At 69.7% G+C, this 22,378-nt stretch carries 15 protein-coding genes and 1 pseudogene; 9 read left to right on the plus strand and 7 right to left on the minus strand.

Features of this window, described 5'->3' with window-relative positions:
- The first annotated feature begins 92 nt into the window (after positions 1-92).
- Positions 93-863 carry a phytanoyl-CoA dioxygenase family protein gene (locus OG885_RS08215; RefSeq protein WP_405728307.1) on the plus strand — a complete coding sequence of 257 codons (771 nt, stop codon included), beginning with the start codon at positions 93-95 and terminating at the stop codon, positions 861-863.
- 84 nt (positions 864-947) lie between these two features.
- On the opposite strand, the gene OG885_RS08220 is transcribed toward OG885_RS08215, so the two are convergent.
- Both OG885_RS08220 and OG885_RS08225 read right to left on the minus strand, forming a co-directional pair.
- Positions 948-2,669: a glycoside hydrolase family 6 protein gene (locus tag OG885_RS08220; protein WP_405728310.1), complete on the minus strand. Its 1,722-nt coding sequence runs from the start codon at positions 2,667-2,669 to the stop codon at positions 948-950.
- Between the two features lie 30 nt (positions 2,670-2,699).
- Complete coding sequence (locus OG885_RS08225) at positions 2,700-4,205, minus strand: cellulase family glycosylhydrolase (RefSeq protein WP_405728313.1); 1,506 nt, start codon at positions 4,203-4,205, stop codon at positions 2,700-2,702.
- Between the two features lie 252 nt (positions 4,206-4,457).
- On the opposite strand from OG885_RS08225, the gene OG885_RS08230 reads away from it, so the two are divergent.
- On the plus strand, positions 4,458-7,373 hold the full coding sequence (locus tag OG885_RS08230; RefSeq protein WP_405728316.1) for a glycoside hydrolase family 48 protein: 2,916 nt from the start codon (positions 4,458-4,460) through the stop codon (positions 7,371-7,373).
- A 231-nt stretch (positions 7,374-7,604) separates the two neighbouring features.
- Positions 7,605-10,274, plus strand: coding sequence for a cellulose binding domain-containing protein (locus OG885_RS08235; protein WP_405728319.1), 2,670 nt, complete (start codon positions 7,605-7,607; stop codon positions 10,272-10,274).
- A gap of 64 nt (positions 10,275-10,338) precedes the next feature.
- On the opposite strand, the gene OG885_RS08240 is transcribed toward OG885_RS08235, so the two are convergent.
- Both OG885_RS08240 and OG885_RS08245 read right to left on the minus strand, forming a co-directional pair.
- On the minus strand, positions 10,339-12,237 hold the full coding sequence (locus OG885_RS08240) for a rhamnogalacturonan lyase (RefSeq protein WP_405728322.1): 1,899 nt from the start codon (positions 12,235-12,237) through the stop codon (positions 10,339-10,341).
- A gap of 70 nt (positions 12,238-12,307) precedes the next feature.
- A complete protein-coding gene (locus tag OG885_RS08245) occupies positions 12,308-13,240 on the minus strand; it encodes a helix-turn-helix transcriptional regulator (RefSeq protein ID WP_405728325.1) in 933 nt (310 codons plus the stop codon).
- A gap of 39 nt (positions 13,241-13,279) precedes the next feature.
- Here OG885_RS08245 and OG885_RS08250 point away from each other — a divergent pair.
- Positions 13,280-13,758 (plus strand): annotated as a pseudogene (locus OG885_RS08250) (hypothetical protein).
- A complete protein-coding gene (locus OG885_RS08255) occupies positions 13,755-14,216 on the plus strand; it encodes a hypothetical protein (RefSeq protein ID WP_405728328.1) in 462 nt (153 codons plus the stop codon). The pseudogene OG885_RS08250 and the gene OG885_RS08255 overlap by 4 nt, the downstream one beginning before the upstream one ends.
- Here the strand turns inward: OG885_RS08255 and OG885_RS08260 are convergent.
- Both OG885_RS08260 and OG885_RS08265 read right to left on the minus strand, forming a co-directional pair.
- Positions 14,200-14,943 (minus strand): methyltransferase domain-containing protein, encoded by a 744-nt coding sequence (locus tag OG885_RS08260; protein ID WP_405728331.1) that lies wholly within the window; start codon positions 14,941-14,943, stop codon positions 14,200-14,202. The two genes, OG885_RS08255 and OG885_RS08260, sit on opposite strands and share 17 nt — an antisense overlap.
- 4 nt (positions 14,944-14,947) lie before the next feature.
- Positions 14,948-15,253, minus strand: coding sequence for a 4a-hydroxytetrahydrobiopterin dehydratase (locus OG885_RS08265; protein WP_405728334.1), 306 nt, complete (start codon positions 15,251-15,253; stop codon positions 14,948-14,950).
- Between the two features lie 170 nt (positions 15,254-15,423).
- Here OG885_RS08265 and OG885_RS08270 point away from each other — a divergent pair, with 170 nt between their 5' ends.
- Complete coding sequence (locus tag OG885_RS08270; protein ID WP_405728337.1) at positions 15,424-16,230, plus strand: helix-turn-helix domain-containing protein; 807 nt, start codon at positions 15,424-15,426, stop codon at positions 16,228-16,230.
- Here OG885_RS08270 and OG885_RS08275 read toward each other — a convergent pair.
- Positions 16,212-16,637 carry a hypothetical protein gene (locus tag OG885_RS08275; protein WP_405728340.1) on the minus strand — a complete coding sequence of 142 codons (426 nt, stop codon included), beginning with the start codon at positions 16,635-16,637 and terminating at the stop codon, positions 16,212-16,214. The genes OG885_RS08270 and OG885_RS08275 overlap by 19 nt on opposite strands.
- 258 nt (positions 16,638-16,895) lie before the next feature.
- Here OG885_RS08275 and OG885_RS08280 point away from each other — a divergent pair, with 258 nt between their 5' ends.
- From OG885_RS08280 to OG885_RS08290, 3 genes are all read left to right on the plus strand, one after another.
- Positions 16,896-17,759, plus strand: coding sequence for a helix-turn-helix domain-containing protein (locus OG885_RS08280; protein WP_405728343.1), 864 nt, complete (start codon positions 16,896-16,898; stop codon positions 17,757-17,759).
- A 28-nt stretch (positions 17,760-17,787) separates the two neighbouring features.
- On the plus strand, positions 17,788-18,603 hold the full coding sequence (locus tag OG885_RS08285; protein WP_405728346.1) for an SAM-dependent methyltransferase: 816 nt from the start codon (positions 17,788-17,790) through the stop codon (positions 18,601-18,603).
- Between the two features lie 90 nt (positions 18,604-18,693).
- Positions 18,694-22,377, plus strand: coding sequence for a nitrate reductase subunit alpha (locus tag OG885_RS08290; protein ID WP_405728349.1), 3,684 nt, complete (start codon positions 18,694-18,696; stop codon positions 22,375-22,377).
- Position 22,378 lies beyond the last annotated feature (1 nt).

A 22,378-nucleotide genomic window follows, 5' to 3' on the forward strand; every position in this document is an offset into this window, starting at 1 on the left:
GTGCGCCGACGCACCGGGGAGAGGCCAGAGCCGTTGCCGGGACGGCAAAAAACGGGGTGCGCTCCATACGTGATCGCGGTCAGGATGACCCGATGGACGACGAGACGGTGGAGCGGTTCCTCCAGGACGGGTTCGTGAAGATCGAGGGCGCCTTCGCGCCCCGCGTCGCCGAGCACTGCGCGCGCCTGCTGTGGCGGGAGACGGGGTACGCCGCCGAGGACCCGGCGACCTGGAAGGACCCGGTGGTGTGGGTCGCCGACATGGCCCAGGGCCCGTTCGCGGCGGCGGTCAACTCGCCGGTGCTGCATGAGGCGTTCGACGCCCTGGTCGGCAAGGACCGCTGGCAGTCCCGCTATTCGCTGGGCAGCTTCCCGCTCCGCTTCCCGCACGAGGAGGAACCGGACGACGCGGGCTGGCACATCGAAGGCAGCTACGTCCCGGAGGGCGCCCAGCTGCCCCACACCAACCTGCGCTCACGCGACCGCGCCCTGCTGATGCTGTTCCTGTTCTCGGAGATCACCGAGGCCGACGCCCCGACGCGGATCCGGGTCGGCTCCCATCTCGACGTGCCGCGGGTCCTGGCACCGTACGGCGAACAGGGCGCCGACTTCCTCACCCTCGGCCCCCAGGTCACCGAGGCCTCCGCCCACCGCCCCCTGGCCCACGCCACCGGCACACCGGGCGACGTCTACCTCTGCCACCCCTTCCTGGTCCACGCGGCCCAGCCACACCACGGCGCTCGCCCCCGCTTCATGGCACAACCACCGTTGATGTCGGCGGTCCCCCACGAGCTGGAGCGGGTGGACGCCGACTACTCCCCGGTGGAACAAGCGATCCGCCGAGGCCTGTCAGCACAGAACTGACAAACCCCGGCGGCGTCACCGCCCTGAAGGGGCGCGGGGAACTGCGCGATCAACCACACTCAGCCCGCAGCCACCAGCCCACCATTACGACAACGGCGGGTAGGCGTTCTGCATCAGCTGCTGGAACTGCGCGGAGAACCAGTGCCCGGACAGCGGCGCATTGGCCAACGCCCCGGACATGCTGTTCCCGTTCCGCGGGTTGCCCGTGTACGTCGGGTCGCACATCCGGTCGAAGCCCTTGCCCTCGTCGTTCGGGATGGCCGAGCTCGCACCGTCGGACTCCCCCGGCGGCTTGATCCACACGTAGGCGTCGATCCCGGCCGCAGGGCTGGCCTGCGGTCGCTCGCCGAGACCCGCTCCGGACTGGTTGCACCAGTTGCCGACGTGGATACGACGGTCATAGCGACCACCGTCGACATAGGTGTCCACACTGGTCGTCGCACCCGGCCCCGTGGGCCGCGCCGTACCGCCCCAGCCGTTTCGGGAGGTGTCGATCAGCATGCCGATGTTCGAGTTGAAGCCGGCCGAGACCAGCTGGTTCCGGAACGCCTGGGCGTACGACAGCTCGTCCGTGTACCGGTTCCAGTCCACCCACTTGGACTCGCGGACGGACTTGCCGGCGACGGTGTCGTTGATGGTGAAGTTGTTCTCCTTCAAGGCACTGTAGTTGGCCGTGTTGGTGATGAAGCCGTGCACGTCGTTGACGGTGGCGCCTTCGGTGGTGGCCGCCTCCTTCATGATGGCCGCGCTGGGGGCGAAGTTGTCGTCCCAGCCGAGCCAGCCGTGGTGACCGGCGTCGACGTAGTTGTAGACGTTGGGCACGTCACCGAGCTTGTTGAGGGCGTAGCCGACGCCCTTCTGGTAGTTGCCGTTGGCCTTCATCACGTCGCACTGCGGGGTGGCCGTCGGACGGCTGCCGGTGTTGGTGACGAGGTTGGGCAGCGAGTCGATCTCGACGGTGGTGACGATGCGCAGCGAGGCGTACTTGGGGTCGGCGAAGATCGCGGCGATCGGGTCGATGTACTGCGTCTTGTACTTGTCGATCTCCGTCGGGCCGAGCTCGCCGTTGGAGGCGAGGGCGGAGCAGTCCCGGCCCGGCAGGTTGTAGATCACGAACTGGGCGACGAGTTCACCGGAGCCCTTCTGCCGCAGCGCCTCGTCGAGGTGGTCGCGCAGGCTCATGCCGCCGTTCACGCCGTTGATCGCGGCGATCCGGTCCAGCCACACACCGGTCGGCTGGTTGGAGATCCGGCTGCCGCCGGTCTCCGCGGCGGCCTTCGCGGACCACTCCGGGTTCACGTACACCTTGGCGCCGCTGTACGGGTTGTCGACCTTGGTGCCGGTCCCGGGGTCGGTCGGGTCGGTGGGGTCCGTGGGGCCGGTGCCGCCGTCGACGTTGCAGGTCACGCCGTCGAGGGTGAACGTGGTCGGAATCGCGTTGGTGCCGCTGTAGGTGCCCTGGAAGCCGAAGCTGGTCGAAGCGCCGGTGGCGAGCGTGCCGTTGTAGCTCTCGTTGGCGGCGGTGACGGCCGTCCCGCTCTGGGTGACCTTGGCGTTCCAGCCGTTGGTCACCTTCTGGTTCCCGGCGTACGACCACTTGACCGCCCAACTGCTCTTGGCGGCACTGTTGTTGGTGATCGTCACATTGGCGGTGAAGCCGGTGCCCCAGTCGTTCTGCACCTTGTAGTCGACGGTGCAGGGGATGGCGGAGATGCCGACGTCTCCGGGGACCACGGCGAGGGCCGTCCCGGAGGCCCCGGCGACCAGCGCCAGGGCAGCGAGGAGCGCGGTTCTCGTACGACTCATGAGTGCGGGTTTCCTTCTCGGTTGCGGGTGTTAACCGTTCAGGGCGCGCAGGTGATCGCGCAGCCCGATGCCGTACGACGTGGGGGTTCCGTCGTAGTTGGAGATCAGGGAGGGGCCGGAGGAGCAGTCCCAGGTGTTCCAGGTCCAGCCCAGATAGGACAGACCGCGGTCGTCGAACCACTTCATGACCTGGTCGACGAAGGAGTGGCCGCAGGTGTTCTCGCCGATCTCCCCGGCGACCAGCGGCACCTGGGCCGCCACCGGGGCGAGCGTGGAGTTCCAGCAGCTCTCGTTGGAGCAGGTGTTGAAGTTGTACACGTGCCAGGCGGCGGCGAGATTGCCCGCCGGGTCGGTCGGCTTGTAAGTGAGCCACTGGCTGAGGTCGTTCGAGTACGCGATCCCGCCGGCCAGGATCAGGTTCTTCGCGCCCGTGCCGCGCACGGCGTCGACGAGGTCCTGCATGCCGGCGACCTCGTAGCCGATGCCGGAGCAGGTGCCGCCGTCCCGCCAGCACTGCCACGCCTGGGTGGTCGTGGCGGTGGCGCGGTCCGGGTAGGGCTCGTTGAACAGGTCGAAGGCGACGGCCGGGTCGTCCTTGAACGTGTTGGCCACCGACTTCCAGAAGGCCGGGGTGTACTGCATGTCGGGCATCGGCTTCTGGCAGCTGGCGTGCACGTCGGAGCAGCCGGCCGAGTTCCCGGTGTACTGCCCGTAGGTCCAGTGCAGTTCGACCAGCGGGGTCATGCCGTGCGCCTTCACCTTCGCCACCAGGTCCTTGACGGCGTTGATGTAGTTGGCGCCCGAGTAGGCCGCGTCGATGTTGGACAGGCCGAGCCAGCACTCCTCGTTCAGCGGAATGCGGACCGTGTTGGCCTTCCAGTCGGCGATCGCCTTGACCGAGGCGTCGTCGACCGGTCCGTCCCAGATGCCGCGGCCCTGGACGCACATGAACTCGCCGCCGGAACGGTTGACGCCGAGCAGACGACGGGTGGTGCCGTCGGCGTCCACGAGCTTGTTCCCGGAGACCTTCAGGGCCGGTGGTGTGTCGGGGTCACCGGGGTCCGTCGGGTCGGTCGGCGTGGGGGTCGGCGTGGGCGAGGGGTCCGCGCCGGCATTGCAGGTGGTGCCGTTGAGCTTGAACGCCGTCGGTACGGGGTTGCTCCCCGACCGGGTGCCGATGAAGCCGGCGCTGACGCTCGCTCCGGTGGCCAGTGAGCCGTTGTAGCTCTCGTTGGCCGCCGTGACCGTCGTACCGGACTGGGACCACTTGGCGTTCCAGCCCTGAGTGACTTTCTGGCCGCCCGCGAAGTCGAACCCGAGGCTCCAACTGCTCACGGCTGCCGTGTTGTTCGTGATCGTCACGGCACCCTGGAAGCCGGTGTCCCACTGACTGGTGACGGAGTACTCGACCGTGCACGCGGGGGTGGCTCCCGACGCCGTGACCACCGGCGCGACCGCGGTGCCCAGCAGGGCGATCGCGGCTGCGCCGGCAAGTAAAAGACCTGAACGAGGTCCTGAACGCGGGGGGTGTCGCATGAGCGACTCCTTACAGATCTGGCGCGTCGTGACGGACGCGTCGACTGATGGAATCGCTCCCACTGGTGCCACCGAAGCTAGCGGCAAGTGACGTCAAAGAACAGAGGCGTCACTTGACTTTTCCTCAACCACATTCATCGAATCTTTTCGACTCTTCAAGCACCTTGACCCCTCACACCCTCGTCCTCACTATGGGAGCGCTCCCACTGGTTCAAGCCTTGACTTCTCCGAGCCGCAAGGAGGAACCAGCACATGCTCCCCAGAAGGAGACGCCGGGCCGTCCGGCGCTTGTGGACCGCCGTCGTGGCGGCCATGGCCCTTCCGCTCGCCATGCTCAGTACGGCTTCAACTCCCGCGTCCGCGGCGGCACTTGCCTGCAGTGTCGACTACAAGACCAATGACTGGGGCTCCGGCTTCACCACGGACGTGACGATCACCAACCGTGGCACGGACGCCATCAACGGTTGGACGCTGACGTACGCCTACACCGGTAACCAGAAGCTCTCCAACGGCTGGAACGGGACCTGGACCCAGTCCGGTCAGAACATCTCGGTGAAGGACGCCGGGTACAACGGGACCATCGCGGCCGGCGCCGCGGTCTCCACCGGCGCGCAGTTCAGCTACAGCGGCAGCAACGCCGCGCCCACGTCGTTCGCGATCAACGGCACCACGTGCACCGGCGCCCACCAGCCGCCGATCACCGTGCTGACCAGCCCGACCGCGGGCGCCGTCTACACCCAGGGCGACGCCGTCCCGCTCGCGGCGACCGCCGCGGCCGCGGACAACGCGACCATCAGCAAGGTGGAGTTCTACGACAACACCACGCTGCTGGGCACCGACACGACGTCTCCCTACTCTCTTTCCGCTTCAAGTTTGACCGTGGGCAGTCATTCGCTCCTCGCGAAGGCGTACGACAGCCTGGGGGCGTCAGCGGAGTCGACCCCGGTCGGCATCACGGTCGCCTCGGGTCCCGCCGTGGTGGCCTCGACGACTCAACTCGCCGTCCAGCAGGGCAAGACGGCCACCTACGACCTGAAGCTGTCGACCCAGCCGTCCGCCAACGTGACCGTCACGACGGCACGGGCGAGCGGCAACTCGGGCCTGTCCGTGACCGGCGGGGCTTCCCTGACCTTCACCCCGTCGAACTGGAGCACGGCCCAGAAGGTGACCATCACCGCCGACTCCTCCGGCACCGGTGCGGCGACCTTCGAGTCGAGCGCCACGGGCCATGCGAAGGCGGCGGTGACGGTCACCCAGATCGCCGCGTCGAAACAGTACGACGCCCGCTTCCTGGATCTGTACGGGAAGATCACCAACCCGGCGAACGGCTACTTCTCACCCGAGGGGATCCCCTACCACTCAGTGGAGACCCTGATCGTCGAGGCCCCTGACCACGGCCACGAGACGACGTCAGAGGCCTACAGTTACCTGCTCTGGCTGCAGGCCATGTACGGCAAGGTGACGGGCGACTGGACCAAGTTCAACGGCGCTTGGGACATCATGGAGAAGTACATGATCCCGACCCACGCCGACCAGCCGACCAACTCCTTCTACAACGCCTCCAAGCCGGCCACGTACGCCCCCGAGCTGGACACGCCCAACGAGTATCCGGCGAAGCTCGACTCGTCGGTCTCGGTCGGCGCGGACCCGATCGCGGGCGAGCTGAAGTCGGCGTACGGCACGGACGACGTCTACGGAATGCACTGGTTGCAGGACGTCGACAACGTCTACGGCTACGGCAACTCGCCGGGCAAGTGCGAGGCGGGGCCGACCGACACCGGTCCTTCGTACATCAACACCTTCCAGCGCGGCGCGCAGGAGTCGGTGTGGGAGACGGTGCCGCAGCCGACCTGCGACCAGTTCAAGTACGGCGGCACCAACGGCTACCTGGACCTGTTCACGGGTGACGCCTCCTACGCCAAGCAGTGGAAGTTCACCAACGCCCCGGACGCCGACGCGCGGGCCGTGCAGGCCGCGTACTGGGCGGACGTCTGGGCGAAGCAGCAGGGCAAGGGCAGTGACGTCTCCGCGACCGTGGGCAAGGCCGCGAAGATGGGCGACTATCTGCGCTACGCCATGTACGACAAGTACTTCAAGAAGATCGGCAACTGTGTCGGTCCGTCAACCTGCGCGGCCGGCACCGGCAAGAACTCCTCGGCGTACCTGCTGTCCTGGTACTACGCGTGGGGCGGCGCCACCGACACCTCGGCGGGCTGGGCCTGGCGCATCGGCTCCAGCCATGTGCACGGCGGCTACCAGAACCCCCTGGCGGCCTACGCGCTCAGCTCCTACGCCGACCTGAAGCCCAAGTCCTCGACCGGCGCGGCGGACTGGGGCACCTCGCTCACCCGGCAGCTGGAGTTCTACCGCTGGCTGCAGTCGAACGAGGGCGCCATCGCGGGCGGTGCGACCAACAGCTGGGCGGGCCGTTACGCGACTCCGCCGGCCGGTACGTCGACCTTCTACGGCATGTACTACGACCAGCAGCCCGTGTACCACGACCCGCCGTCCAACCAGTGGTTCGGCTTCCAGGCGTGGTCGATGGAGCGGGTGGCGGAGTACTACCAGCAGACGGGGAACGCGCAGGCCAAGGCGGTCCTCGACAAGTGGGTCGACTGGGCGCTGTCCAAGACCACGATCAACCCGGACGGCACCTACCAGATCCCCTCCACCCTCCAGTGGTCGGGCCAGCCCGACACCTGGAACGCGTCAAGTCCCGGCTCCAACAGCGGACTTCACGTCACCGTCGCCGACTACACCAACGACGTCGGCGTGGCCGCCGCGTACGCCAAGACCCTGACGTACTACGCGGACCGCTCGGGTGACACCGAGGCCGCGACGACGGCGAAGGCGCTCCTGGACGGCATGTGGGGCAACTACCAGGACAGCCTGGGCATCGCGGTGCCGGAGAACCGGGCGGACTACAACCGGTTCGACGACACGGTCTACGTCCCGTCCGGCTGGACCGGCAAGATGCCGAACGGCGACGCGATCAACTCCTCGTCCACCTTCGAGTCCATCAGGTCCTTCTACAAGAACGACCCGGCCTGGTCGAAGATCTCGGCGTACCTCGCGGGTGGCGCGGTGCCGTCGTTCACGTACCACCGTTTCTGGGCCCAGGCGGACATCGCCCTGGCCATGGGTTCGTACGCGGAGCTGCTCGAATAGCCCCCGCCAGGCGCTCCGCCTGAGGAGCCCCGCGTATCTGGTCCCGTCACCTGACGACGGGGCCGACCGGCCGGGTGGCCCCCTCCCGCACTGGGGGCCGCCCGGCACCTCTCGGACCGAGTAGAAAGCGCTTACTCCACCTGCGAGGCACCCGCAAGGCGCCTGTCGGGCGCCCGTAAAACGCCCATCCGCACGTCCCCTCCCTCCCCCACATCCCGGAAAGGACACCCCGTGCGAAGAACCCGCATCCTCACGGCCGTCCTCGCTCTCGCGGCCGGTCTCCTCGCGGGCACCCCGCCCGCGCTCGCGGCCGACAGCCCCGCGAAGGTGACGCTCGCCGCCGACACGTACACCTGGAAGAACGCCCGGATCGACGGCGGCGGCTTCGTCCCCGGCATCGTCTTCAACCGCTCCGAGAAGAACCTCGCCTACGCCCGCACCGACATCGGCGGCGCCTACCGCTGGCAGGAGTCGAGCAAGACCTGGACGCCGCTGCTGGACTCGGTCGGCTGGAACGACTGGGGGCACACCGGCGTCGTCAGCCTGGCCTCCGACTCCGTCAACCCCGACAAGGTGTACGCGGCCGTCGGGACGTACACCAACAGCTGGGACCCGGGGAACGGTGCCGTGCTGCGCTCCGCGGACCGGGGTGCCAGCTGGCAGAAGGCGGACCTGCCGTTCAAGCTGGGCGGCAACATGCCGGGCCGCGGCATGGGCGAGCGGCTCGCCGTCGACCCCAACAAGAACAGCGTGCTGTATCTGGGCGCGCCGAGCGGCAAGGGCCTGTGGCGGTCCACGGACTCCGGCGCGAGCTGGTCGCAGGTGACCAACTTCCCCAACGTCGGCAACTATGTGCAGGACGCCAGCGACACCTCCGGCTACGCCAACGACAACCAGGGCATCGTCTGGGTCACCTTCGACGAGAAGACGGGCACCTCGGGCAGTGCGACGCAGTCGATCTACGTCGGGGTCGCCGACCTGCAGAACTCGGTGTACCGCTCGACGGACGGCGGCGCCACCTGGTCGCGCCTCGCCGGTCAGCCGACGGGATACCTGGCCCACAAGGGCGTGCTGGACGCGACGAACGGCTATCTCTATCTCGCCTACAGCGACAAGGGCGGCCCGTACGACGGCGGCAAGGGCCAGCTGTGGCGGTACGCGACGGCGACGGGCACCTGGACGAACATCAGCCCGGTCGCGGAGGCGGACACCTATTACGGCTTCAGCGGTGTGACGGTCGACCGTCAGCATCCGGGAACGCTGATGGCGACGGCGTACAGCTCGTGGTGGCCCGACACCCAGATCTTCCGTTCCACGGACAGCGGCGCGACCTGGACGAGGGCATGGGACTACACCTCGTACCCCAACCGCTCGAACCGCTACACCATGGACGTCTCCTCGTCCCCCTGGCTGACCTGGGGCGCGAACCCGTCACCGCCCGAACAGAGCCCGAAACTGGGGTGGATGACGGAGTCGCTGGAGATCGACCCGTTCAACTCCAACCGGATGATGTACGGGACGGGTGCGACGATCTACGGCACGGAGAACCTCACCAACTGGGACTCCGGGAGCCAGTTCACCATCAAGCCGATGGTGCAGGGCCTGGAGGAGACGGCGGTCAACGACATCGCCGCTCCCCCGTCGGGCGGAGCGCTGCTGTTCAGCGCGCTGGGTGACGTCGGCGGCTTCCGGCACACGGACCTGACCAAGGTCCCGTCGATGATGTACACCCAGCCGAACTTCACCACCACGACCAGCCTGGACTTCGCGGAGACGAACCCGAACACGGTCGTCCGGGTCGGCGACCTCGACTCGGGCCCGCACATCGCCTTCTCGACGGACAACGGCGCCAACTGGTTCGGCGGGACCGATCCCTCGGGCGTCAGCGGGGGCGGTACGGTCGCGGCGGCGTCCGACGGCAGCCGCTTCGTGTGGAGCCCCACGGGCACCGGCGTCCAGTACACGACGGGCTTCGGTTCCTCCTGGTCGGCGTCGTCGGGCATCCCGGCGGGCGCGATCGTCGAAGCCGACCGAGTGGATCCGAAAACTTTCTACGGCTTCAAGTCGGGCAAGTTCTATGTGAGTTCGGACGGCGGTGCGACCTTCACGGCGTCCTCCGCGACGGGCCTCCCGGCCGGCGACAGCGTCCGCTTCAAGGCGCTGCCCGGCACGAAGGGTGACGTCTGGCTGGCGGGCGGCGCCAGTGACGGCGCGTACGGCCTGTGGCACTCGACGAACGGCGGTACGAGCTTCACCAAGCTCTCCAACGTCGACCAGGCCGACACGATCGGCTTCGGAAAGGCGGCCACAGGGGCCACCTACCAAACCCTCTACACCAGCGCGAAGATCGGCGGCGTACGCGGCATCTTCCGCTCCACGGACCAGGGTTCGACCTGGACCCGCATCAACGACGACGCCCACCAGTGGGGTTGGACGGGCGCCGCCATCACCGGCGACCCACGTGTCTACGGCCGGGTCTATGTCTCGACGAACGGCCGGGGCGTGATCTACGGCGACACCTCCGACACGAGCGGCGGCGGCGACGGCGGTGGCGGCACCGACCCGACCCCCACCCCGACCGGCGCCTGCGCGGTGACGTACAAGATCACCAACCAGTGGTCGGGGGGCTTCCAGGCGGACGTCCAGCTCAGCAACACGGGCACCAGCGCCTGGTCCGGCTGGTCCCTCGCCTGGACCTTCCCGAACGGCCAGACCGTCAGCCAGCTCTGGAACGCCGACTACACCCAGTCGGGTTCCTCGGTGACCGCGAAGAACGTCACCTGGAACGCCAACGTGGCGGCGGGCTCCTCCGTGAGTTTCGGCTTCACGGGCAGCTGGTCGGGGACGAACGGGAAACCGACCGCGTTCAAGGTGGGTGATCAGAGCTGCACGGTGAGCTGAGAGCCCTTTGACGACGAGGCCCCGCCCGGGAGGTGCTCCGGGCGGGGCCTCGACGCGTTGTCCCTCAGGGGGTGTAGACGGTCGGGCGCGGTGCCGTCGCCATGCCGTTGCCGATGAAGAAGCTCGGGTGCGGGGGCTGGTTGTAAGCCGTGTTCTGCCAGGCCAGGCCCGTGCGGTACATCGTGTCGTGGAGGAGCGTGGTGATCTTTGTCGTGGTCTCGTACGGCGTCGAGTAGATCCTGAGCGCCGTGTTGTCCGTCGTCGGCCAGACGACCTCCTCGCGCCAGTCGCCGAGGATGTCGCCGGACAGGGACGGGGTCGCCTTGGTGCTGTTGTTGGAGTGGACCGAGGCGCCGGTCAGGAGGCGGGTGTCGGAGGAGGTGCCGTACTTGTCGATGTGGGTGCCGTCGAGGAGTTCACGGGTGGTGTCGCCGTCCCACCAGGAGAGGAAGTTGACGGAGGAGGGCTCACGGCCCTTCGTCGCGCCCGCTTCGTCGCGGATGGAGGAGTCGGAGGCCGACCAGACCTCGGCGCCGTCGTTGCCCGCCCAGATGTCGCCCGCCACACCGCGGCCGTTGTCGCAGCACGCGGCCAGGCTCCAGTTGACCGTGCCGTTCGCCGGGTTGATATAAAGCTCCGCCGGCTGGGAGGACGACTCCGAGACCTTGAAGTACTCCAGACCCGCGTGAGAGGGGTCGAGGTCGCCCAAGTGCTGGGCGTCGCCGTGACCCGTCTTCGTGGTCCACAAGCCGTTGCCGTTGTCGTCCACCGCCATCGCGCCGTAGACGATCTCGTCCTTGCCGTCGTTGTCGACGTCCCCGACGGACAGACTGTGCGAGCCCTGACCGTCGTACCCCTTGCCGGAGTTGGTGGAGGAGTTGGTGTCGAAGGTCCAGCGGCGGGTGAAGGCGCCGCCTCGCCAGTCCCAGGCCGCGATGACCGTACGGGTGTAGTAGCCGCGGGCCATGATCAGGGAGGGGCGGGCGCCGTCCAGGTAGGCCGTGCCCGCGAGGAAGCGGTCCACCCGGTTGCCGTAGGAGTCGCCCCACGACGACACCGTGCCGCGCGCCGGGACGTAGTCCACCGTCCCCATCGCCTTGCCGGTCTGGCCGTTGAACATGGTCAGGTACTCGGGCCCGGACAGGACATAGCCGCTGGAGTTGCGGTAGTCGGCGGAGGAGCTGCCGATGACCGTGCCTGTGCCGTCGACCGTGCCGTCCGCCGTCTTCATGGCGACCTCGGCCTTGCCGTCGCCGTCGTAGTCGTACGCCTGGAACTGCGTGTAGTGCGCGCCGGAGCGGATGTTGCGGCCCAGGTCGACGCGCCACAGCCGGGTGCCGTCGAGCTTGATCCCGTCGACGATCGTGTTGCCGGTGTAGCCGGACTGGGAGTTGTCCTTGGCGTTCGTCGGCTGCCACTTCAGCACGAAGTCCAGCGCGCCGTCGCCGTCGAGGTCGGCCACGGAGGCGTCGTTGGCCTCGTAGGTGTAGGCGACGCCGTCGGGGGTGGTGCCCCCGGCCGGTGGGCTGATCGGGACGTCCTTGTAGCCGGTGCGGAACTGGATCGCGTGCACCGAGTCGGCCTGTTCCACGCCGCCGACGATCGCGCGGACCGTGTAGTCGGCCTGGGAGGGGGCGCCGGAGTGGAAGTAGTTCGTGGAGCCGGTGATCGGGGTCGAGTTGACCTTCGTACCGGCCCGGTAGACGTTGAAGGAGACGTCGGTGGGGTCGGTGCCGAGCCAGCGCCAGCTGACCAGGTTGCCGGCGTCGGTGTGGACGCTGACGACACCCCGGTCCAGCTTCTCCACCTGCCGGGCGGTCGCGGCCTCCGCCGTACCGGGGGTGGCCAGTTGGGTGAGCCCGGCGGCGACGAGCGCGACGGTGGCGCCCAGCGCGGAGAGAACGGCCCTTCGTCTGCGGTGCTGGTGGGGGTGGGGGTGCGCATGCGGGTGCGGGTGCTGCACGAGACGTACCTCCTGGGAGGACGGACGGGTTCCACTACCCGGTCGTCGCCGCCCACCGGAAGGTTGCCGCTCATCCGGCGTATCGCGCCGCCAACTCCCTTACCGTTTCCGTGAGTCGCTCCCGCAGCTCGAACGGCTCCAGCACCTCGACATCCGCCCCCATGGAGAGAAACTCCGCCAGCGCGCGGTCGACGGACTCGATCGGCACCCGGGCCAGGGTCCAGCCGTCGGGCTGTTCCGGGCCGTACACCTTCGCCCTCGGGTGCGTCACCCCCGGCGCCAGCCGCACCACCGCCTCCTCCCGGTACAGACGTTCATGGAAGTCGCGCTGGTACGCCGTCCAGTACACGGCCAGGTCGAAGCCGTCCGGGCGGACGAACTCCTCGTCGGACGTGACGAGTTCGAGGATCTGGTCGACGCGGAAGGTGCGCGGCCCCGGACCCGCGACCACATACCAGCGGCCCGCCTTCAGCACCAGCCCGTACGGCTCAAGGCGCCGCTCCACCTCCGTCGGCCGGGCCCAGCGGCGGTACCGCACCCGCAGCACCCGGCCGTTCCAGACCGCGTCCGCCACCGCCGGCAGATACGGCGTGGCGTCGGCCTCCGCGTACCAGCCGGGCGCGTCGAGATGGAACCGGCCGCTGATCCGGTCGGCGTGGACGCGCAGCTCCGCCGGCAGCGCGGCCCGCACCTTCAGCTGGGCGGCCGCCAGTACGGACCCCAGCCCCAGCTCGGCGGCCGGACCGGGGGCGCCCGCGAGGAAGAGGGCCTCCGCCTCGTCGGCGGTCAGGCCGGTCAGCCGGGTGCGGTAGCCGTCGAGGAGTCGGTAGCCACCGGCGTGGCCCGCGTCGCCGTACAGAGGGACACCGGCCGCGCCCAGCGCCTCCACGTCCCGGTACACGGTGCGCACCGAGACCTCCAGCTCCTCGGCGAGCTGGGCGGCGGTCATCCTCCCTCGGGTCTGGAGCAGCAGCAGGATCGAGACGAGTCGGCTGGACTTCACTGACACAGGATGTCAGTGAAGGGGCCTTAGCGTCCCACCATGAGTTTCACCGAGAAACTGCTGACCGTGCCGCCGCCGATAGAGATCGCGGGTCGGCACATCAAGCGCTACCACGTCACGACCGACCCGGCCGGTATCGCGCCCGACGTCGAGAAGGCGGCGTACGAGATCCTTCCGGAGCTGCTGCCGGAGCCGGACGGCACTCCGCCCGCGACCTTCGTCGTGCTGCACCGGGGCGAGGACACCGGCGCCTATCTCAACGCCTACAGCTGGGTCTGGGACAACGTGCTCCACTTCCGCGGCGCGGCGGCCGGCCAACCGGCGCTGTGGTGCCCGGACATCGACCGACCCACTTCATCAAGCCCGAACTGCCCTGGATCGGCTGCGTCTGGGAGCTGCCGCCGATCCTGCACGAACGGGACGCCTGGGTGCGACACCTGCTCGCCCCCGAAGTCCCCGATCTCGACGCCTACTTGGCCGACTCCCTGCCCGAAGGAACCACAGGAGACCGTTCATGAGCAGCCCGCACGACTTCGACTTCTTCCACGGCGACTGGCAGGTGCTCAACCGCCGCCGCACCGACTTCCTCGATCCGGACAGCAGTTGGGAGGAGTTCACCGGCACCAGCCGCTGCTGGCCGCTGTTCGACGGCGCCGCGAACCTCGACGAGATCGACATGCCGCATCTGACGGCGAAGGGCGCGACGCTGCGGCTCTTCGACCGGGAGAGCGAGCAGTGGTCGCTCAACTGGGCGTCCAGCCGCACCGGAACCCTGTTCCCGCCCGTGTTCGGTGGATTCACCGACGGGCGTGGGAAGTTCTACGGCGACGACACCCACGACGGCAAGGACGTGCGGGTGCGCTTCGTGTGGTCCGACGTCTCCGCGACCGGCGCCCGCTGGGAGCAGGCGTTCTCGCTCGACGGCGGGGACACCTGGCTGACCAACTGGGTCATGGAGTTCAGCCGGGCTTCCTGAACGCGCGCAACGCGAAGACGGGGTCGGCGCGGGGCCGGTCCTGGTCCGGCAGGGCCTCCATGCGCGCGGCGAGCCGCTCGGTGCGCGAGTCGCCGGGCGGCAGCATGGTGAACCAGCCGCGCCGCAGGTCGGCGGCGGTGCCCCGAGGGCTGCGGCCCTGACCGAGGCCGGTGAAACGGGCCCGCCCGGCGGCGACCAAACCCTGCGCGGCGGCGTACGACTCCACCCGGCGGGCGGCGTCCGGGGCGGGTCGGCGCGGGCGCGGGGCGAGGACCCCGTCGACGTCGCTGCCGACGTCGTGGGCGGCGGCCTTGTCGACGGTGGTGACGTAGACGCCGCCGGGCCGCAGCACCCGGGCGCACTCGGCGACGATGCTGCGGGCGTCCTCGGGGTCATGGATGAGATGCAGCAGCCACACGCTGGTCACCGCATCGAACACCCCGTCGGGGAACGGCAGTCGGCGGCTGTCGCCGAGCACGATCGCGCCGGGCAGCCGCGCCGCCGCCATCCGGGCCATGCCGTACGTCAGGTCGGCGCCCGTCACCCGCAGCGCGGGCCGGGCCGTCGCGTACCGCCGGGTGACGATGCCGGTGCCGCAGGCCACGTCGAGAAGGCGGCGGGCGTCCGGCGGGACCAGGCCGAGCACCGCGTCCGCGGCCGCGGCGGCCCGGGGTTCGCCGCCGCGGGTGACGTCGTAGGCGTCGGCTTCCTTCTCGTAGTCCAGCACGCCGTCACTGGGCTCCGTGGCCGGGGGCGAGCGCCGCCACCCGCTGGGCGAGCTCGACGTCCTTCTCGGTCACGGCGCCGCCGGCACTGTGGGTGTGCACGCTCAGGGCGACCGTGTTGTAGCCGAGGGTGAGGTCGGAGTGGTGGTCGAGCTCGTCCTGGACCTGGGCGATGTGGACGACCATCGCGGTCGCCGCGAAGTGCGAGGACAGCTGGTAGGAGCGGGTGAGACGGTCACCGTCGAGCGACCAGCCCGGCAGTTCCGCGAGCCGGTCCTCGATCTCCTTCTGCGACAGCGGTTGCACGGCCATGACGCCGCTCCTTCCTGGACTGCGGGCGAGCCGGGGATGCCGGGGTGCTGGGGGTGTTCTCTCAGCGTGCCACAGGGAGACCGTGGAAGCCCTGGTCAGCAGGGCCGAGGGAGCGGGCCGGCCCGGATTTCTCTTCGCGGGCGCCCACCGGCTTCGTCTACGGTCGTCGTATGACCACCACCACTGCCACCGACGGGGGCGTCGGCCCGCTGCTGCGGGCCTGGCGGGAGCAGCGCCGGGTCAGCCAGCTGGAGCTGGCGCTGCGGGCCGACTCCTCCGCGCGGCACATCAGCTTCATCGAGACGGGGCGCTCCCGGCCGAGCGAGGAGATGGTGCTGCGGCTGGCCGAGCATCTGGACGTCCCGGTGCGGGAGCGCAACGCGCTGCTGCTGGCGGCCGGTTACGCCCCGTACTACCCGGAGACGCCGCTGGACGCCCCGGCGCTCGACGCCCTGCGGGACGGGATCGAGCGGCTGATCCAGGGCTATGAGCCGTACCCGGCGCTGGTGTTGGACGCCATGTACAACGTGGTCGCCGCCAACCGCGGCATCCTGACGCTGCTCGACGGCATCCCGGAGCGGCTGCTCGAACCGCCGCTCAACGCGATGCGGTTGACCCTGCACCCGGAGGGCATGGCTCCCCGTATCCGCAACCTGCGCGCGTGGCGCGGGCATCTGCTGGAGCAGATGGAACGGCAGATCGCCCTGCGCCGCTCGGAGCGGCTGCGGGCGCTGTACGAGGAGGTGGCGGCGTATCCGCTCGCCCACGAGGACGAGGACGGCGGCGAGGAGCTGGAGGCGGCGGCGTACTTCGCGCTCCCCATGCGGATCGAGCACGAGGGCCGGGTGCTGTCCTTCATCTCGTCCATCTCCACCTTCAACACCCCCATGGACGTGACCGTCGCCGAGCTGGCCATCGAGACGTTCGTCCCGGCCGACCCGGCGACGGCCAAGTACCTTCAGGGACTCATGTCCTGACGTGCCTTCAGGGCGATGTACTGGAGCGCCGCGAACCCGGCGACCGTGAGGGCCTGGAGGACGGTCCACACGGCTCCCGCGGTGCTCGGCGACAGCCACAGCGCAAGTGCGACACAACTCAGCACCGCCCAGGCGAGGTTGGCCTCGACGACGGCCCGGACCGGCAGTGCGGCCGGGCGGGGTCGGGCGGCGAGCCACCCGACACCGGCCGCGTACACCACGAGGAACGCGCCGAGTTCGAGCAGCAGTGTCGAACCGACGCCGAGGAGCCGCCCGAGCGGCCCGGACGCGGCGAGATAGGCGAGGCCGTTGCCGCCGGTCACCACCGCGTCGAGCGCGAGGAAGCGGCGCAGCGCGGTGTGCGGGTCGGTGGTGCGGGCGAGGGCGGACAGCTGGGCTGCGGACATGACGAATCAGCCTCCGTCGAGGTCGAGTTGGAGCACGGAAGAGAGTGGGGCCGGGTTCCGGAGCGGAGTGCGCCGCCCCGGAACCCGGTGACTCCACGATCCCGCGCCGGCCCGGTCCGGTCGATTACGCGCGGGGTAATGGCACGGTCGGCTTCCCCAACGCCCCGCGTGGCGAGCGCCTCACCACGGATCACGTGAGAGTGACGGCGGAACATGACACACTGCCCCGGATACTTCGGCGCGTAGGGGAGGCGTGGCGTGAGTGAGCGGCGGCCTGCGCCCACGGTGGGTCAGGTGGTGCTCGGCAAGCGGCTTCAGGAGCTGCGGGAGGCGGCCGGGCTCAAACGCGAGGAGGCCGCGAAGGTCCTGCGCGTGGCTCCGGCGACCGTACGGCGCATGGAAATGGCCGAGGTCGCGCTGAAGATCCCGTACGTGCAGATGCTGCTGTCGACGTACGGCGTCTGCGAGGAGGAGGCGGACGCGTTCGTCGCGCTGGCCGAGGAGGCGAACCAGCCGGGCTGGTGGCAGCGGTTCCACGACGTGCTGCCTGACTGGTTCAGCCTGTACGTGAGCCTGGAGGGCGCGGCCCGCATCATCCGCTCCTACGAGCCGCACTTCGTGCCGGGGCTGCTCCAGACCGAGGCGTACGCGCGCGCCGTCATGGAGGCCGGCACGATCGCGCAGGCCGGCCCGGAGACCGTCGAGCGCCATGTGTCCCTGCGGATGGCCCGCCAGCAGCTGCTGGAGCGCCCGGACCCGCCCCACCTGTGGGTGATCATGGACGAGACGGTGCTGGCCCGGCCGGTCGGCCAGGGCGGCGAGGTCATGCGGGAGCAGCTGGACAAGCTGCTGGAGTTCGCCGAGCGCGACCGGATCACGTTGCAGATCGCCGAGTTCGCCGCGGGCCCGCACCCGGGGACGTACGCCCCCTTCTCCCTCTTCCGGTTCGCCGAGCCCGAACTGCCGGACATGGCGTTCACCGAGTATCTGACCGGCGCCCTGTACCTGGACTCCCGCAAGGAGGTCTCCCTGCATCTGGAGGTCCTGGACCACATGACGGCGCGCGCCGCGTCGGCCGAGCGCACCAAGAAGATCCTGCGGGAGCGCCGCGCGACCTACTGAACCTGCTGAGGACCGAGGAGAAGCACCGATGACCGGACCGGAAGCCGCGCCCACCATCCTCGACACCACCCGGCCGCATCCGGCCCGCGTGTACGACTGGTGGCTGGGCGGCAAGGACAACTACCCGGTGGACGAGGAGCTGGCCCGCAGGATCCTCGCCACGGACGGCGCGGTGGTGCGCGGGGCGCGCGCCAACCGGCGGTTCATGCACCGGGCGGTACGGACGGTGGCCGCGGCGGGCATCCGGCAGTTCCTCGACATCGGCACGGGTATCCCCACCGAGCCCAACCTCCACCAGGTCGCCCAGGAGGTCGCCCCGGACGCGCGGGTCGTGTACGTCGACAACGACCCGATCGTCCTGCGGCACGCCCAGGCCCTGCTGCACAGCACCGCCGAGGGCGCCACGAACTATGTGCACGCGGACGTCCGCGACCCCGACACCATCCTGCGCCTGGCCGCGGAGACCCTGGACTTCTCCCGGCCTATCGCCCTGTCGCTGGTGGCGCTCACCCACTACCTGAGCGAGGAGCCGGACCAGGACGACGTGTACGGCCTGCTGGAACGGTACGTCGCCGAGCTCGCCCCCGGCAGCCATGTGATCCTCTCCCAGGTCACCGCCGATCTGAGCCCGGAGGCCATCGGGAAGGCCGCCGAGCACTTCCGGGCGAGCGGTACGCCGTTCCACCCGCGCTCGCTGCCCCGGTTCTCGCGCTTCTTCGCCGGTCTGGAGCTGCTGGGCCCCGGGGTGATCCCGGTGACCGGCTGGCGGCCGGAGCCCGTCGACGTCGAGGCCCAGTCGGAGGGCATCGTGCCGGTGTACGCGGGGGTCGCCCGCAAGCCCTGACCCGTACGCCTACCCGTACGGGTGCCATGAACAGGTGCGTTCCCGCCCTCGCCCCTAGCTTCGAAAGCACGGGCAAGCAAGGGAGCGCATGTGACCGACACCCAGACCCCGCCCACCGAGCCGGGCGCGGCGCTGCTGAAGGCCGGGCGCTTCTTCCGGCCCGGCACTCCCGCGCCCGACCTGCACAGCATCGAGCTGACCGGGGGCCGCGAGGCGGACGCCTTCTACCGGGACCGGTGGAGCCACGACAAGGTCGTGAACTCCACGCACGGCGTGAACTGCACGGGCTCCTGCCGGTGGAAGGTGTACGTCAAGGACGGCATCATCACCTGGGAGACCCAGCAGACCGACTACCCGAGCGTCGGCCCGGACCGCCCCGAGTACGAGCCGCGCGGCTGCCCCCGGGGCGCCGCGTTCTCCTGGTACACGTACTCCCCCACCCGGGTGCGCTACCCGTACGTCCGCGGTGTCCTGCTCGACCTGTACCGAGAGGCGCGCGCGAGGACCGGCGACCCGGTCGTGGCCTGGGCGGACATCCAGAACGACCCCGAGCGCCGCCGCCGCTACCAGCAGGCCCGCGGCAAGGGCGGCCTGGTCCGGGCGACCTGGGACGAGGCCGTGGAGATCGTCGCCGCGGCCCACGTCCACACGATCAAGACGTACGGTCCCGACCGCATCGCCGGCTTCTCCCCCATCCCGGCGATGTCGATGGTGTCGCACGCGGCGGGCGCCCGCTTCCACTCGCTGATCGGCGCCCCGATGCTGTCGTTCTACGACTGGTACGCCGACCTGCCCGTGGCCTCCCCGCAGGTCTTCGGCGACCAGACCGACGTCCCGGAGTCGGGCGACTGGTGGGACGCCGCGTATCTGATGATGTGGGGCTCGAACGTCCCGGTGACCCGCACTCCGGACGCGCACTGGATGGCGGAGGCCCGCTACCGGGGCCAGAAGGTGGTCGTGGTCGCCCCGGACTACGCGGACAACGCCAAGTTCGCCGACGAGTGGCTGCACCCCCATCCCGGCACGGACGGGGCGCTGGCCCTGGCGATGGGGCACGTGATCCTCAAGGAGTTCTTCGTCGACCGGGAGACGCCGTTCTTCACGGACTACGTCAGGAAGTTCACCGATCTGCCGTTCCTGGTCACGCTCACCGAGAAGGACGGCGCCCACGTCCCCTCGAAGTTCCTGCGCGCCACCGACCTCGGCCAGGAGGGCGAGGGCGCGGAGTGGAAGACGGTCGTACTGGACGCGGCGAGCGGGCGCGCGGTCGTCCCCAACGGCTCCCTGGGCTTCCGCTGGACCGATTCCGGCAAGGGCCGCTGGAACCTCGAACTCGGCCCGATCGAGCCGACGTTGACCCTGCACGGGCAGAACATCGCGAGCGGCGTCGAGGTCCTGCTCCCCCGCTTCGACACCGAGGGCGGCGAACACGGCCAGGGCCGCGGCGACGTCGTACACCGGGGTGTCCCGGCGACCCGGCTCGGCGGCCCGGACGGGCCGCTGGTGACGACCGTGTACGACCTGCTGCTCGCCCAGTACGGCATCAGGCGTCCTGATCTGCCGGGGAGTTGGCCCGCCTCCTACGAGGACGCCGAGGCGCCCGGCACGCCGGCCTGGCAGGAGGTGCACACCTCCGTCCCGGCCGCCAAGTGCGTCAAGATCGCCCGGGAGTTCGCGCGGACCGCCGAGCGCTCCAAGGGCCGCTGCATGATCCTGATGGGCGCCGGCACCAACCACTGGTTCCACTCCGAGACCATCTACCGCGCCTTCCTGGCCCTGCTCCAGCTCACCGGCTGCCAGGGCCGCAACGGCGGTGGCTGGGCGCACTACGTCGGCCAGGAGAAGTGCCGCCCGGTCACCGGCTGGGCCACGCTGGCCGCCGCGTCGGACTGGTCGAGGCCACCGCGGCAGATGATCGGCACCGCGTACTGGTTCCTCAACACCGACCAGTGGCGCTACGACCACTTCACCGCCGATGTGCTGTCCTCACCGCTCGGCGAGGGCCGCTTCAAGGGCATGACGGGCGCCGACTGCCTCGCCCTGTCGGCGCGTTCGGGCTGGATGCCGTCGTATCCGACCTTCGACCGCAACCCCCTGGAGCTGGGCGAGACCTTCGGCGACCCGGTGGCCAAGGCGGTGGCCGAACTCCGCGCGGGCACCCTGAACTTCGCCTGCGAGGACCCGGACGCCCCCGGGAACTGGCCGCGCGTGCTGACGCTGTGGCGGGCCAACCTGCTCGGTTCGTCGGCGAAGGGCGCCGAGTACTTCACTCGCCATCTGCTGGGCACGCAGTCGTCGTTGAGCGCCCAGGAGGCGGAGTCGCACGAGCGCCCCCGGGACGTGAAGTGGCGGGAGGAGGCTCCCGAGGGCAAGCTCGACCTGCTGCTGTCCCTGGACTTCCGGCAGACCTCGTCGACCCTGCTGTCGGACGTGGTCCTGCCCGCGGCGACCTGGTACGAGAAGCACGACCTGTCGTCCACCGACATGCATCCCTACGTGCACTCCTTCACCCCGGCCGTGGACCCGCCGTGGCAGGCCCGCACCGACTTCGACACCTTCAAGGCGCTGGCCGACCGGCTCAGTGAGATGGCCGTCGTCCACCTGGGCACCCGCAAGGACCTGGTGGCGTCGCCGCTCCAGCACGACACCCCGGGCGAGACCGCCCAGCCCGGCGGGGTGGTCCTGGACTGGAAGCGCGGCGAGTGCGATCCGGTCCCCGGAAAGACGATGCCGAACCTCACGGTCGTCGAGCGGGACTACACGGCGATCGGCGCCAAGTTCCGGGCCCTCGGCCCGCTGGTCGAGAAGCTCGGCATGCCGTGCAAGGGCATCGCGCTCCAACCGGACGAAGAGGTGCGGCACCTGGCCGAGTTGAACGGCACCGGCTACGAGGGCCGTCCCTCGATCGACACCGCCGTGAAGGCCGCGAACACCATCCTCGCCCTGTCCGGCACCACCAACGGCCGCCTCGCCACCCAGGGTTTCCACACCCTGGAGGCGCGCACCGGGCAGGAGATGGCCCACCTGGCCGCCGAGCACGAGGGCAAGCGGATCACGTACGCCGACACCCAGGCGGCACCCGTCCCCGTCATCACCTCGCCGGAGTGGTCGGGCAGCGAGTCCGGTGGCCGCAGATACACGGCCTTCACGCTCAACACCGAGCATCTGAAGCCCTGGCACACCCTCACCGGCCGCCAGCACTTCTTCCTGGACCACGACTGGATCCATGAACTCGGCGAGGCGCTCCCGGTGTACCGACCGCCCCTCGACATGAACAAGCTGTTCGGCGAACCGCAGCTCGGCCCCGACGGACAACGGGAGGTGACGGTCCGTTACCTCACCCCGCACAACAAGTGGTCCATCCACTCGGAGTACCAGGACAACCTGTTCATGCTGGCTCTCTCCCGCGGCGGCCAGTCCATCTGGATGGCCCCGCAGGACGCGGACGCCATCGGCGTCAAGGACGACGACTGGATCGAGGCGGTCAACCGCAACGGCGTGGTCGTCGCCCGCGCCGTCGTCTCGCACCGGATGCCGGCCGGCACGGTCTATATGCACCACGCGCAGGAGCGCACGGTCAACGTGCCGACGACGGAGGCCACCGGCAAGCGCGGCGGCATCCACAACTCGCTGACCCGGCTCATCCTCAAGCCGTCTCATCTCATCGGCGGCTACGCCCAGTTGAGCTGGGCGTTCAACTACCTGGGCCCGACGGGCAACCAGCGCGACGAGGTGACGGTCATCCGCCGCCGCTCGCAGGAGGTGGAGTACTGAG

Source organism: Streptomyces sp. NBC_00028 (genome assembly GCF_045041065.1).
In the GTDB taxonomy this organism is placed as follows: domain Bacteria; phylum Actinomycetota; class Actinomycetes; order Streptomycetales; family Streptomycetaceae; genus Streptomyces.